Here is a 14,825-nt window from a genome sequence, read left to right on the forward strand (position 1 = left end):
AATTATAAGTTGTCTTTAATGAAATTGGTCATTTTTGTATACAATTGCAATCTGGTTTTTCCACCGTAGATTCCGTGGTTTTTGTCCGGATAAATAGCCCAATCAAACTGCTTGTTGGCTTGAACCAAAGCTTCCACCATTAGCATCGTATTTTGAACGTGTACATTATCATCGGCAGTACCGTGAATCAAAAGGTATTTTCCTTTCAATTTGCTCACATGGTTGATAGGAGAATTTTCGTCATATCCCGAAGCATTTTCTGCCGGAGTCTGCAAGAATCTTTCGGTGTAAACCGAATCATAAAAACGCCAATTCGTTACCGGAGCAACCGCAATTGCCATTTTAAACACATCATTTCCTTTCAGGATACAGTTCGAAGACATAAAACCGCCGTAGCTCCAACCCCAAATTCCAATTCTGCTGTTGTCAACATAAGCATATTTTCCAAGCGCTTTTGCACTGTCTATTTGGTCTACAACTTCTAAATTTCCTAAATCTTTATAAGTTACTTTTTTGAAATCTGAACCTTTAAAGCCAGTTCCTCTTCCGTCCACACATGCTACGATGTAACCTTGCTGTGAAAGCATCATGTACCACATATCATTGGTGTCCAACCAAGCATTTGCCACTTCTTGAGAGCCTGGACCAGAATATTGAAACATTAAAACTGGGTATTTTTTTGAAGCATCAAAATTCTTCGGCTTGATCATCCAAGCATTCAATTTATGTCCTTTTTCGGTAGTCAATTCAAAGAATTCTTTTGACGGCAAATCGTATGCTTTTAATCTTAAAGATAGACCATCATTCTTTTTAATAGACTGCATTTCTTTACCCGTTTTAGCATCGTTCAAAGAATATTGGGTTGGAGTTGTAGCGTTTGAAAAGGTATTGATGTACAAGTCAAAATTCGGACTGAAAGTAGCCGAGTTGGTTCCTGTTGCAGAAGAAAGCCTTTTCTTTCCAGTACCGTTTAATTTGATGGAATAAATATCTCTATTGATAGAACCATTTTCCACAGATTGATAGAAAATTGTTCCCGATTTTTCATCCAAACCATAATATTTGGTGATTTCCCAATTTCCTTTTGTGATTTGGTTTTTCAATTTTCCCGATTTATCGTAATGATAGATGTGATTGAAACCGTCTTTTTCGCTCGTCCAGATAAAACTATTGTCTTTCAAAAAAGTAAGGTTGTCCGTGATGTCAACATAAGCCTTGTCTTTTTCGTTCAAGATTACTTTTGCAGTTCCTGAAGTTCCATCTACAAAAAGCAAATCCAGATTATTTTGATGCCTGTTGATGACTTGGGCACTTAAAACGTTAGCTTCGTTGGTCCATTTTATTCTTGGAATATAAAAATCATTGTAATTCCCAAGATTGATTTGCTTTGCAGTATTTGCTTTTACATCATAAATATGAAGCGAAACCAATGCATTTTTTTCTCCCGCTTTCGGATATTTGAAAACCTGTTGGGCTGGGTAAAGCCCTTGATTGTAAATGTCCATTGAAAATTCTGGAACTTCAGTTTCATCGAAACGGATAAAGGCAATTTTATCGCTTGAAGCATTCCAGTCGAAAGCCCTTACGAAAGCAAATTCCTCTTCGTAAACCCAGTCCGTGATACCATTGATGATGGCGTTTTTCTTTCCATCAGAAGTAATCTGTTTGGAAGTTTTCGATTGAAGATTATAAACAAACAAGTTATTATCTTTTGCATAAGCGATTTGAGTTCCGTCAGGCGAAAAAGTAGGCTCCTGAACCTTGAAATCAAATAATTTGGTCAATTGCTTGGAAGCGATATCATACAAATAATAATCAGCCACGAAAGAATGGCGGAAAATCTGTTCCGATTCGCACGCCAATAAAATTTGATTTTCCTTAGAATTGAAGGTATAACTGTCAATCATCGGAAGGTCTTGATGATTTTTAGTATTAATTAAAGTAGAAACTTTCTTCAAGGTGGCATAATCATACAGATCGATTTGCATGCTTCTGGAACTTCGGTCAAAGTTTAAAACGGTGTATTGATTGGTGTTTTTTAAGGCTTGAAGCTCATCCATTCCTTCGGTTCGGAATGCTCCACCCCAAATTTCTTCTAAGGTAAGTTTTTGTTGTGCTGTAGCTGATAAGCTTATCAGTAAAAATAAGAATAATGACTTTTTAATGCTGTTCATTTTTGGTATGTTAAAAAAACGTTCAATTTTAGTAAAAAAAAAGCAATAAACGATACTCTTTACTGTTAAAAACGTTTTTACAGAAATTTGATTTGTTGCGTAAAATTCAAAAGAGCCGTTGCTTATACCGCAACAGCTCCTTTAATATGTGGATGAGGGTCGTATCCTTCCAATGTAAAATCCTCAAATGTAAAGTCTAAGATGTTCTTTACGTTAGGGTTAAGGACCATTTTTGGTAAAGGCTTTGGCTCGCGCGACAATTGAAGTTCCAATTGCTCGAAGTGGTTGTTGTAAATATGGGCATCGCCAAAAGTATGGATGAAATCGCCTGGTTGCAAGTCGCAAACTTGGGCAATCATCATGGTCAATAAAGCATAAGAGGCAATATTGAAAGGAACTCCCAGGAAAATGTCGGCACTTCTTTGGTACAATTGGCAGGATAATTTTCCGTCGGCTACATAAAATTGAAAGAAGGCGTGGCAAGGAGGCAAAGCTACTTTCCCGTTGGCCACATTTTCTGCAAATGATTTTGTAGTATCCGGCAAAACAGAAGGATTCCAAGCGGAAACCAGCATTCTTCGACTGTTTGGATTTGTTTTTAAAGTCTCAATCAATTCGGTAATCTGGTCTATTTCCTCGCTGTTCCAGTTTCTCCACTGGTGACCGTAAACTGGACCCAATTCGCCTTCTTCATTTGCCCATTCGTCCCAGATTTTTACTCCGTTTTCTTTTAGGTACGCAATATTTGTTTCACCTTTCAAGAACCAAAGCAATTCGTAGATGATGGATTTTAAATGTAATTTTTTGGTCGTGACCATGGGAAAACCTTCGCTTAGGTCAAAACGCATTTGGTAACCAAAAACACTTTTTGTCCCCGTTCCTGTTCGATCTCCCTTTTGTGTTCCGTTTTCTAAAACGTGTTTTACTAAGTCGTGGTATTGCTTCATTTTGTTGTTAATTTGGTTATTTGTCAATTTGGTTATCCGAATCAACAAATAGGCACATTATCAAATAACCGATTTTATACTTCCCTTCTCGAAATCTCATCCCTAATTTTCGCTGCTTTTTCGTAATCTTCATTTTCAACTGCACCTTGAAGTAGTTCGTGTAGTTCCGACAAGCTGTGTTTTGAATACGTATCACCCGATTGATTGGTTTCTTCTTCCATCCCGAAAGTTTCCGGATCCGAAAGGATGTCGTCGTTGTCCTGCGAAGGATTGTCGGATTCAAGGGGATTTGCTTTTAAGTAGATTCCTGCTTTATCCAAGATGTTTTTATAGGTAAAAATCGGTGCTGCAAAACGCAATGCCAAAGCAATGGCATCTGAAGTTCGTGCATCGATGATTTCCTCAATCTTGTCTCTTTCGCAGATGATGCTGGAGTAGAAAACACCGTCAACCAATTTGTGTATGATGACTTGCTTTACTACAATATCAAAACGGTCGGCAAAGTTCTTGAACAAATCGTGCGTCAAAGGACGTGGCGGTTTTATTTCTTTTTCTAAGGCGATGGCGATAGATTGTGCTTCGAAAGCGCCAATGACGATTGGCAGTTTTCGGTCGCCGTCAACTTCGTTCAAAATTAGAGCATAGGCTCCGTTTTGTGTCTGGCTGTATGAAATTCCTTTTATGGTTAGTTTTACTAAACTCATAGAGATTTTAGATTTCGGATTTTAGAATTTAGATTACAGATGGTCTGCACTAAATTGTGTTGTGTTTAATTTGATTGCAAAAATTAGAATGCTTTCCTCTCTAGCCCCGACATGAGGGAAAAGCCTTTTTTATTTTTTCTTTAAAAATAAAAAAGCTTTGGAAGGATGGCGGGAAAATGGTTTCCAAATATGCCCGAACCTTTCGCTCCAAAATATAAAAAGGGCTATCTAAACGTGGATATTTCTACCTAAATTTAGATAGCCCTAATATGGGCACAATTTAAAAAATTATTTACGAATTATTCGCTTTGAATTCTTTTAATTTTTGAGTCAGTTTTGGAACGATATCGAAAGCATCGCCAACCACACCGTAATCTGCCACTTTGAAGAAAGGTGCATCAGCATCGGCATTGATGACTACTTTTACTTTAGAAGAGTTGATTCCGGCAATGTGCTGGATGGCTCCAGAAATCCCGACAGCGATGTAAAGATTGGTGGCAACTGGTTTTCCTGTTTGTCCAACGTGCTCACTGTGAGGTCTCCATCCTAGGTCGGAAACAGGTTTGGAACAAGCAGTTGCAGCACCCAAAACAGCAGCCAATTCTTCCAACATTCCCCAGTTTTCTGGTCCTTTAAGGCCACGGCCTCCAGAAACTACAACTTCTGCATCAGCAATGGTTACTTTTCCTGAAGTTTTGTCAACAGATTCTACTTTTACACCAAAATCATTGTCGCCAATGGTTGGGGTGAAATCCTCTTCGGATAATGATGAAGCACTTTCGAAAACACCGTAAGAGTTTTTTGCAAGTCCTAAAACTTTTACATCTGTTGAAATTTCAGTGATGTTGAAGGCCTTGTTTGAGAAAGCATTTCTTTTTACTTGAAATGGTGATGTACTTACAGGAAGTCCAACCACATTTGAAGCGTAACCGCCTTCTAAAGCAACGGCTACAAGTGGAGCAAGGTACAAACTGTCTGTTGTTGAAGAAAGTAAAACTAATTTTGCACCTTCTTTTTGAGCAGCTTGCTTAATGACATCGGCATAAGCTTTTGCTGTAAATTTTGATAATTTATCGTTATTTACTTTTAATACTTTATCTACTCCGTATTTTGATAAATCTGAAGCATCAGCTGTATTAACCGTTACTGCAGTTACGGTTGTTCCTAATGATTCAGCTACTTTTTTTGCGTAGGAAGCTAATTCGAAAGCTACTTTCTTGAATTTTCCTTCTGCTGATTCCGCATATATTAATATTGACATAGTCGTAAATTTTAGATTTTAGAATTCTGATTTTAGATTTTTGAATAACCTTAGATCACTTTCGCTTCGTTGTGTAATAAATTGATTAATTCATCCAAATTATCTGCGCTTACTAATTTAACAGCCGATTTTGGAGCTGGTTTTTCAAACTTTACAGCTTTTGTATTGTTGTTTGCAGCAACTGGCTCAAGTACAGTCAAAGCTTTTGTTCTTGCGGTCATGATTCCTCTCATATTCGGGATTCTCAAGTCTTTTTCTTCCACAAGACCTTTTTGTCCACCGATAATTAATGGAAGAGAAGTCGAAACCGTTTCTTTTCCACCGTCAATTTCTCTTGATGCTGTTGCAGAAGTTCCGTCCACTTTTAATTCTGTACAAGAATTTACAAAGTTGTATCCTAAGATTCCGGCTAGCATTCCAGGAACCATTCCACCATTGTAATCCAATGATTCTTTACCGGCAATTACTAGATCGTATTCACCGTTTTTAATTACTTCCGCCAATTGTGTTGCAACGAAAAATCCATCAGTTGGATTTGCATTTACACGAATTGCTTCGTTAGCACCAATTGCTAATGCTTTTCTTAAAGTAGGTTCCGTGTCAGGACCTCCAACATTCACTACAGTTACGTTAGCTCCTTGTTGCTCTTGAAACCAGATGGCTCTTGTCAATCCGAATTCGTCATTTGGGTTGATTACAAATTGAACGCCATTGGTATCAAATTCTGAATCGCCATTGGTGAAATTAATTTTTGAAGTAGTATCAGGAACGTGACTGATGCAAACTAATATTTTCATCTTATTTATAATTTAGATTATCGTATTTCGGTGACGAAAATACAACTATATTTTCAAAAAAGAACTATGCGTGCATACTATTTTTGTGAATTATAACGTTTTCGTAGGCGGTTTTTGGAAGTGTTTGTAAGAAGTGCCAATTTTGAAGGTTGATGAATATTGAGATTGAATAAGTAATTCTGGTAAAGGGGCGAATTAATTTAAACTTAATTATGCTTTTATATACGTTTTAATTTTTATTTTTGCGTTTCAAAATTTAAGAAGATAATTTTAAGATATATGAAAACAATCCAATTTAGAGAAGCTATTTGTGAAGCGATGAGCGAAGAAATGCGTCGTGATGAATCTATTTATTTAATGGGTGAGGAAGTTGCCGAATACAACGGTGCTTACAAAGCTTCAAAGGGAATGTTAGATGAATTCGGTCCAAAAAGAGTTATTGATACTCCAATTGCCGAACTTGGATTTGCTGGAATCGCAGTAGGTTCTGCAATGAACGGTAACCGTCCGATTGTGGAATTTATGACGTTCAACTTTTCATTGGTTGGTATCGATCAAATTATAAACAATGCTGCTAAAATGCGTCAGATGTCGGCTGGACAATTTCCTATGCCTATGGTTTTCAGAGGACCAACCGCTTCTGCTGGACAATTAGGTGCAACACACTCTCAAGCTTTTGAAAACTGGTTTGCCAACACTCCAGGTTTGAAAGTTGTAGTTCCGTCAACTGTTTATGATGCAAAAGGATTGTTGAAAGCGGCTATCCGTGATAATGACCCGGTTATCTTCATGGAATCGGAGCAAATGTATGGTGATAAAGGTGAAGTTCCAGAAGGAGAATACACCATTCCACTAGGAGTTGCCGATATCAAAAGAGAAGGTAAGGATGTAACGATTGTTTCTTTTGGTAAGATTATCAAAGAAGCGCATATCGCAGCGGAAGAATTGGAGAAAGAAGGTATTTCTTGTGAAATCATCGATTTGAGAACAGTTCGTCCGATGGATTATGAAACAATCTTGACTTCTGTGAAAAAAACAAATCGTTTGGTAGTGTTGGAAGAAGCTTGGCCATTTGCAAGTGTTGCTTCTGAAATTACCTATATGGTTCAAGAAAGAGCTTTCGATTTCCTTGATGCTCCAATTCAAAGAATCACAACTGCAGATACGCCGGCACCTTATTCTCCAACTTTGTTGAAGGAATGGTTGCCTAATTCTACTGACGTTATCAAAGCGGTAAAAAAAGTAATGTATAAAAAGTAAATAGATGATTTTTGAGGTTAGAAAAGTGCTTAAAGTCATTATTGTCTAATTAACACATTTTCTAATTTTTCAATTATCGAAATAACTATATTTGAGGCTTCATCAGAGAACAACTTTGATGAAGCTTTTTTTATTTCCGATGTAGCAATAATACTTGTAATTCGTCAGGTGTATTGCATTATGAATCTGATTTTTAGACGATAAATTTCTATATGAAAAATATATTTTTAGGACTGTTTTTATTGCTTGCCAATTTTTTGATAGCCCAAACTAAAGTGAGTGGAGTTGTGTTGGACGAAAACAAACAGCCAGTTGCCTACGCAAGTGTTGCTTTTTTAGGTACTTCCGAAGGGATGATTACGAACGAAGACGGCCGTTTCTACCTCGAATCTTCCCAAAACAGAAAAACGCTTTCTATTTCTTTTATTGGATATACAACTCAAGAAATCCAACTTGAGAAATCCGTGACCTACGATATGAAAATTACGTTGGTATCGGGAGAAGAATTATCGGAAGTCAAGGTTTACACTGGAAAGACATCCAAAAAGAACAATCCAGCAATCGATATTCTACGAAAAATTTGGGCTCGAAAACGTAAAAATGGTTTGCGTCAGTTCAAGCAATATGAAATGGAGAAGTACGAGAAGGTTGAATTTGATATGAATACCATCGACAGTGCTTTTATGAAAAGCCGTGTTTTCAAAGGAATGGAATTCGTCTTCAATTCTGTAGATACTTCAAGCGTTACCGGAAAAACTTATTTGCCAATTTTCATCAACGAAGCACTTTCAAATGTTTATGGAGATAATATTCGTGGAAAAGTAAAAGAAATTCTAAAGGCGAATAAAAATTCAGGTTTCAATACCAATCAGCAAATCATCGCCTTTATCAAGGATTTATATGCGGATTATGATATTTACGATAACTATCTGAAGTTCTTCGATAAGGCCTTTACAAGTCCGCTTTCACGGACAGGAATCGATGTTTATAATTACCGATTAGTGGATAGTGCTTTTGTGGATAACAAATGGTGCTATAACATTGTCTATTATCCTCGTCGTCCGAACGAACTTACTTTCAAAGGTGATTTTTGGGTGAATGATTCCACTTGGGCCATCAAGGATATCAATCTTCAGGCTTCGAAAAGTGCCAACATCAACTGGGTGAAGGAAATCTATATCGAGCAGGAATTTGAGGTCTTGAACGACTCTGTTTTTCTTTTGAAAAGAGATTATATGATGACGGATTTTGCCTTGAACAAAAAGGAAAAGTCGAGAGGCGTTTATGGAAAAAGAACCACAATGTTCCGAAACCATGAATTCGATAAGGAGAAACCGACAGATTTTTATAAAGAAGAAGTCAATTTTCACGACGACGCTATCTACACAAGAGATGATGATTTTTGGGAAGAGAACCGTTTCGAGAATTTAAATAAGGATGAAAAGGGCATTTATAAGATGCTCGATACATTGCAAACCAATAAAAAGTTTAGGCAATTGTATGATATTGTTTCCATTCTGGGGAGCGGTTATATCCAAAAAGGGAATTTTGACATTGGTCCGATTTTCTCAACCTTTGGTTTTAATGAAGTTGAAGGCATCAGGATGCGTATTGGTGGAAGAACTTATTTTGGTCCGAACGATATGTGGCGTTTACAGGGTTACACGGCTTACGGATTCAAAGACAATAAATTCAAATACGGACTTTCTGGAAAATGGCTGCTGAATAGAAAAAACCGATTGACCATTTCGGGAGGAAATAGGAGAGATGTGGAGCAAATTGGCGCAAGCCTTACCACAACAAATGATGTTTTGGGTAGAAGTTTTGCTTCTTCGGCACTTTTTACCAGTGGAAACAATGGAAAATTAACGAACATCAATCTTTCGTCTGTTGCATTAGAAATCGAGCCGGTAAAGAATTTGACCTTACAAATTGGTGGTTCTTACCGTACACTTGAATCGGCTTCAGAGACCTTTAGTTTGGCTTATTATACTGATTTGACGCGTCAACAGATAAAAAATAACATCACACAAACGGAGGTTAACTTCCAGATTGATTATACTCCAGGTCGTAAAACCGTTGGTTATGGCGTAGAAAGAAGTATCGTTGACAATCCTTACCCACGCATTTTTGTCAACTACAGCCAAGGTTTGAAAGGCGTGATGAACAGTGATTTTGATTACGAAAAAATACAATTGTACTACAAGCAACCTATGAACATCGGTGGTCTGGGTCGTTTGGATGCAATTGTAGAATTAGGAAAAACCTACAGCTATATTCCACTCGGATTGATGAGTATCGTTCCAGGAAACCAGACGTATTTCTCAATCGAAAATACATTTAACTTGCTTGATTTCTATGAATTCGCAGCCGACAGTTATGCCACAATTCAATTGCAGCATAATTTTGGAGGAAGAATTTTTTCTAGAATTCCGTTATTGAGAAAATTAAACTGGCGTGAAACCATCGGATTTAAAGGAGTGTACGGAACCATCAGCCAGAAAAATCGCGACATCAACATACCTTCGGGATTGATCTATCAGGCTCCGGAAGATTTCTATTGGGAATACAACGCAGGAATTGGTAACATCTTTAAAGTGTTCAGAATTGAATTTGCATGGAGAGGAAGCTATATCACACCACAAACTACTAATTTCGGTATAAAAGGCTCTTTCGGATTCCATTTTTAAGATTCCAATTATTTTTATTTAACCATTAAAGAGTTCTGTAGAACCAAGCATTCGCTTAATTTTACTTAATTCCTTAATGGTTTTAATTTATAGAAAATGCAAGAAGCAATTGATTTTCTCTTAGAAAAAGATCCCGTTTTCAAACGCATCATAGATTTGTATGGATTGCCCATCATTCCAAAACGGCCACAAGGTTTTGCCACACTTTCATTATTAATCCTCGAGCAACAGGTTTCAATCGATTCCGCAAGGGCAATTTTTGCCAAATTAAAAAGTAAAGTTAGTGAGTTCCTTCCAGAGGAATTATTTTTATTATCAGACGAAGAGTATAGAAGTGCTGGTGTGAGTCGTCAGAAAACTAGCTATATCAAAGCGCTTTCGACCACAATTCTTAATGGTGAATTAGATTTAGAAAGTCTTCCTTCAAAACCAAGCCAGCAAGTTCGCGAAGAACTCATCAAGATAAAAGGAATCGGCAACTGGACGGTAGATGTCTATTTGTTGTTTTGCTTGAATCACCCCGATGTGATTCCGCTTGGTGATATTGCAATTGTAAATACCATCAAGGAATTGCTCGGCATTCACGATAAGATAGAAATGGAAGTATATGCCCAGAAATGGAGTCCGCATCGTTCCATCGCAAGTTTTCTGTTGTGGCATTATTACTTGGAAAAAAGAGGCAGAAAAACAGGATATTGATGCTTTTTTGAAAATAATTATATCCCAATTTTAGCCTTCCTTTTTTCAATTTTCTTTAAAATAAATCTCACTAAATTATTCAATCTGTTTAATTGGATAACTATTTCTAATCCTTACTATTTAGCCGAATTTATTTACACAAAATTTATACAGATATAACTCCTTTTTTTGTTGTAAAACTCCAATGTTTCCTTACTTTTGCAGTCTGAAATTTAGAAAAGTAAAAAAGCAAAAATGACAGCAGACAAATTAACTACTTTCGATGTATTGATCGAAATACCAAGAGGAAGCAGAAACAAATACGAATACGATTTTGAAATAAAAAGAATGCGTTTCGACAGGATGTTATTTTCATCGATGATGTATCCTGCAGATTACGGATTTATCCCAGAAACTTTGGCGTTAGACGGAGATCCTCTAGATGTTTTGGTTTTGGTAAACGAGCCAACTTTTCCTGGTTGTGTGATGGAAGTAAAGCCAATCGGAGTATTCCACATGGCAGACGACAAAGGTCCGGATGAAAAAATCATCTGTGTGCCGGTTTCAGATCCAATTTGGAATTCATTGGAAAACTTATCGGATATCAACGGTCACTTGTTAAAAGAAATCGAGCACTTTTTCCAAGTATACAAAGATCTTGAAAACAAAAAAGTAGATGTTGAAGGTTGGGGAGATGTAAACGAAGCTTACGCTATCATCGCAGAATGCACAAAGCGTTTTGATGATATTCCAAACAAAGCACCAGGTCTTTTCAGTATAAAATAAGCAATCCTTGTTTTTCAATTAAAAAGCAATATTCATTGAGTATTGCTTTTTTTTATGCTCTTCATTTAAATAAGAATGTTTTTAGAAAGCTAATGAAATGGATGCTTAACGAGTTTTTTATCTTATTAAGAATGATTTCAGACTGATAATGCCATAAAAAAACCAATTGTACAATGAGAATTATTCTTTTTTATTCAGGTGTGTTTCGTTATATTTACATAATATTAACATTTACCAAAAATAATTTTTATGGAATCATTCATGATTTATGTGCCGTTAGTGATGGCGCTTATTGGGTTGGTCTTTATGGCTGTCAAGAGATCCTGGGTTTTAAAACAAGATGCCGGTGATGGAAAGATGAAAGAAATTTCAGATTACATTTACGAAGGTGCCTTGGCTTTCCTAAAAGCAGAATACAGGCTGTTGACGTTTTTCGTAATTGGAGCAAGTATCGCTCTAGCAGGAATTTCATTTGTTGTCCCAACAACACATATTCTAATCGTGGTGGCTTTCGTTTTCGGAGCCTTTTTTTCTGCCCTTGCGGGAAATATGGGAATGAAGATTGCCACAAAAACAAACGTTAGAACCACTCAGGCCGCACGAACAAGTTTGCCTCAGGCATTGAAAGTTTCTTTCGGCGGCGGAACTGTTATGGGACTTGGTGTTGCAGGTCTTGCCGTTTTAGGATTGACAGGGTTTTTCATCATTTTATTCCATTATTTCATGGGTGGCGTTTGGACTTCTACCGACCAGATGACCATCGTTTTAGAAACCTTGGCAGGTTTCTCTTTAGGAGCGGAATCAATTGCCTTGTTTGCCCGTGTGGGTGGAGGTATCTATACAAAAGCAGCCGATGTGGGTGCCGATTTAGTAGGTAAGGTAGAAGCCGGAATTCCAGAGGACGATCCTCGTAATCCTGCTACGATTGCAGATAACGTAGGGGATAACGTGGGTGACGTTGCCGGAATGGGTGCCGATTTGTTCGGTTCGTATGTGGCAACCGTTTTGGCGGCGATGGTTTTAGGAAACTATGTAATTAAAGATATGGGCGGAAGCATTGCCGATGCTTTTGGTGGAATCGGACCAATATTATTGCCAATGGCAATCGCAGGCTTCGGAATTTTATTTTCGATCATCGGAACAATGTTGGTGAAAATTTCAAGTGATAGTGCAAAAGAAGCACAAGTTCAAAAAGCATTGAATATAGGAAACTGGGTTTCGATAGTTTTAACGGCTATTGCCTGTTATTTCCTAATCGATATGATGTTGCCAGAAACGATGAAAATGTCCTTCTTTGGAGAAGGATTACAAGACATTTCGTCAATGCGCGTTTTCTATGCATCCTTAATCGGATTATTTGTGGGTGGAGCCATTTCATCCGTAACCGAATATTACACAGGATTGGGTACAAAACCAGTCTTGGCAATCGTAGAGAAATCTTCGACTGGTGCAGGAACCAATGTAATCGCTGGTTTGGCAACAGGTATGATCTCCACTTTTCCAACGGTAATTTTGTTTGCAGGCGCAATTTGGGCTACTTATGCGTTGGCAGGATTCTACGGTGTGGCTTTGGCGGCATCGGCAATGATGGCGACAACGGCAATGCAATTGGCTATTGATGCTTTCGGACCTATCTCTGACAACGCAGGTGGGATTGCCGAAATGAGCGAATTGCCAAAAGAAGTTCGTACCAGAACCGACATCTTGGATTCAGTAGGAAATACTACAGCAGCAACCGGAAAAGGTTTTGCAATCGCTTCTGCAGCCTTGACTTCATTGGCTTTGTTTGCGGCGTATGTAACCTTTACAGGCATCGACGGAATTAACATCTTCAAAGCACCGGTTTTGGCGATGTTATTTGTGGGTGGAATGATTCCAGTAGTTTTCTCTGCCTTGGCGATGAATTCCGTAGGAAAAGCGGCAATGGATATGGTATATGAAGTACGCCGTCAGTTCAAGGAAATCCCAGGAATCATGGAAGGAACAGGGAAGCCTGAATACGGAAAATGTGTAGAGATTTCTACAAAGGCCGCTTTGCGCGAAATGATGTTGCCGGGAATCCTGACCATCGGTTTTCCAATTGCGATTGTGCTTTTAGGAAAACTGGTTTATGCCGATAACAACCAACTGATTGCCGAAATGCTGGGAGGTTATATGGCCGGAGTTACGGTTTCGGGCGTGCTTTGGGCCGTGTTCCAAAACAATGCCGGAGGAGCTTGGGACAACGCCAAGAAATCCTTCGAAGCAGGAGTAATGATCAACGGCGAGATGACGTATAAAGGTTCGGACGCACACAAGGCAGCCGTTACGGGAGATACGGTTGGAGATCCATTCAAGGATACTTCTGGACCTTCGATGAACATCTTGATCAAACTGACTTGTTTAATTGGGCTAGTGATTGCGCCAATCTTGGGTGGCCATACAGCCGTTACACAAACAGAAGAAATTGAAATGGTACAGCTAATTGATGGTTTGAAACCAACTACCAATGTTTCAAAAGAAGTAACTATTGACAAGACCAATGTGGATGGAAACGCAACAGTAACCATAACCACTACTACGGTTGTAGATGGCGAAGAACCTGTGAAAACTACTGAAGTAATTGAAGGTACGGAAGCAGAAGTAAACGCTAGGTTAGAAGAGCTTAAAAAGAAATAAGAATCCCAAATTCCTTTGAAGATGCCCTGCGAAAGCGGGGCATTTTTTTATTTTATATATATAATTAAGCTAATTATTATTAGTTTAATTAAGTTAATAGTAAGTACCAACTAAGTTAGTAGTAAGTACCAACTAAGTTAGTAGTAAGTGCCAACTAAGTTAGTAGTAAGTACCAACTAAGTTAGTAGTAAGTGCTAACTAAGTTAGTATTTATACGAAGTAAATTATTAGTAAGACTAACTTTTTTAATATTAAATGGAAGAAAGTATTGAATCTGGTATTGGATATTTATACCAGTTGTAATTGTCAAATAGTACAACTAGTAACCAAACATAAAAAAAGCCTTTCAATCGAAAGGCTTTTCTATGTAAAATAAAAAATTCTAAAACAATCCGTTTAATTCGGCATCAATCCTGTTGATGATGTTCCCTAAATCTTCGGGATTATCTACAAAGTTGATGTTGTCCACATCTATGATCAAAAGTTTTCCTTTATCATAGGTTTGTACCCAGGCTTCATAGCGTTCATTCAGACGGCTCAGGTAATCAATAGAGATGGAGTTTTCATAATCACGGCCTCTCTTGTGGATCTGTCCAACCAAATTCGGAATGGAACTTCTCAGGTAAATCAACAGATCGGGTGCTTTTACCAACGATTCCATCAATTCAAATAATGAAGAATAGTTGCTGAAATCACGGTTGGTCATCAGGCCCATTGCGTGAAGGTTTGGGGCAAAAATATGGGCATCTTCATAAATCGTTCGGTCCTGAATGATTTTCTTACCGCTTTCGCGGATCTGCAAAATCTGGCGGAAACGGCTATTAAGGAAATAAATCTGAAGGTTGAACGACCAGCGCTCCATCTGATGGT

General features: G+C 37.9%; 11 protein-coding genes. 5 read left to right on the top strand and 6 right to left on the bottom strand.

The features are described 5' to 3' along the window. Positions 1–2: 2 nt before the first annotated feature. The 5 genes from ACI6PS_RS13780 to ACI6PS_RS13800 form a co-directional block, all read right to left on the bottom strand. Positions 3–2,174: a S9 family peptidase gene (locus ACI6PS_RS13780; RefSeq protein WP_421013151.1), complete on the bottom strand. Its 2,172-nt coding sequence runs from the start codon at positions 2,172–2,174 to the stop codon at positions 3–5. A 122-nt stretch (positions 2,175–2,296) separates the two neighbouring features. Next, positions 2,297–3,121: a thymidylate synthase gene (locus tag ACI6PS_RS13785; RefSeq protein ID WP_421013152.1), complete on the bottom strand. Its 825-nt coding sequence runs from the start codon at positions 3,119–3,121 to the stop codon at positions 2,297–2,299. Between the two features lie 74 nt (positions 3,122–3,195). Then, complete coding sequence (locus tag ACI6PS_RS13790) at positions 3,196–3,825, bottom strand: bifunctional nuclease domain-containing protein (RefSeq protein WP_421013153.1); 630 nt, start codon at positions 3,823–3,825, stop codon at positions 3,196–3,198. A gap of 292 nt (positions 3,826–4,117) precedes the next feature. Further along, on the bottom strand, positions 4,118–5,086 hold the full coding sequence (locus tag ACI6PS_RS13795) for an electron transfer flavoprotein subunit alpha/FixB family protein (RefSeq protein ID WP_421013154.1): 969 nt from the start codon (positions 5,084–5,086) through the stop codon (positions 4,118–4,120). A 50-nt stretch (positions 5,087–5,136) separates the two neighbouring features. Continuing rightward, positions 5,137–5,883: an electron transfer flavoprotein subunit beta/FixA family protein gene (locus tag ACI6PS_RS13800; RefSeq protein WP_421013155.1), complete on the bottom strand. Its 747-nt coding sequence runs from the start codon at positions 5,881–5,883 to the stop codon at positions 5,137–5,139. A 279-nt stretch (positions 5,884–6,162) separates the two neighbouring features. Here ACI6PS_RS13800 and ACI6PS_RS13805 point away from each other — a divergent pair, with 279 nt between their 5' ends. The 5 genes from ACI6PS_RS13805 (at position 6,163) to ACI6PS_RS13825 (ending at position 13,955) form a co-directional block, all read left to right on the top strand. Continuing rightward, positions 6,163–7,143: a pyruvate dehydrogenase complex E1 component subunit beta gene (locus ACI6PS_RS13805; RefSeq protein ID WP_421013156.1), complete on the top strand. Its 981-nt coding sequence runs from the start codon at positions 6,163–6,165 to the stop codon at positions 7,141–7,143. A gap of 212 nt (positions 7,144–7,355) precedes the next feature. Further along, entirely contained in the window at positions 7,356–9,833 is a 2,478-nt protein-coding gene (locus ACI6PS_RS13810; RefSeq protein WP_421013157.1) for a DUF5686 family protein, read from the top strand. Between the two features lie 96 nt (positions 9,834–9,929). Further along, the gene (locus tag ACI6PS_RS13815; RefSeq protein WP_421013158.1) at positions 9,930–10,532 is read left to right on the top strand and encodes a DNA-3-methyladenine glycosylase family protein; all 603 of its coding nucleotides are present in this window, start codon (positions 9,930–9,932) and stop codon (positions 10,530–10,532) included. Positions 10,533–10,766: 234 nt separating this feature from the next. Continuing rightward, positions 10,767–11,297, top strand: coding sequence for an inorganic diphosphatase (locus ACI6PS_RS13820; RefSeq protein WP_421013159.1), 531 nt, complete (start codon positions 10,767–10,769; stop codon positions 11,295–11,297). 249 nt (positions 11,298–11,546) lie between these two features. Further along, positions 11,547–13,955, top strand: coding sequence for a sodium-translocating pyrophosphatase (locus ACI6PS_RS13825; protein WP_421013160.1), 2,409 nt, complete (start codon positions 11,547–11,549; stop codon positions 13,953–13,955). A gap of 382 nt (positions 13,956–14,337) precedes the next feature. Here the strand turns inward: ACI6PS_RS13825 and ACI6PS_RS13830 are convergent. Continuing rightward, on the bottom strand, positions 14,338–14,825 hold a 488-nt coding region (locus ACI6PS_RS13830; RefSeq protein WP_421013161.1), incomplete at its 5' end, for a deoxynucleoside kinase.

Source organism: Flavobacterium sp. PLA-1-15, assembly GCF_049060005.1.
GTDB lineage: Bacteria > Bacteroidota > Bacteroidia > Flavobacteriales > Flavobacteriaceae > Flavobacterium.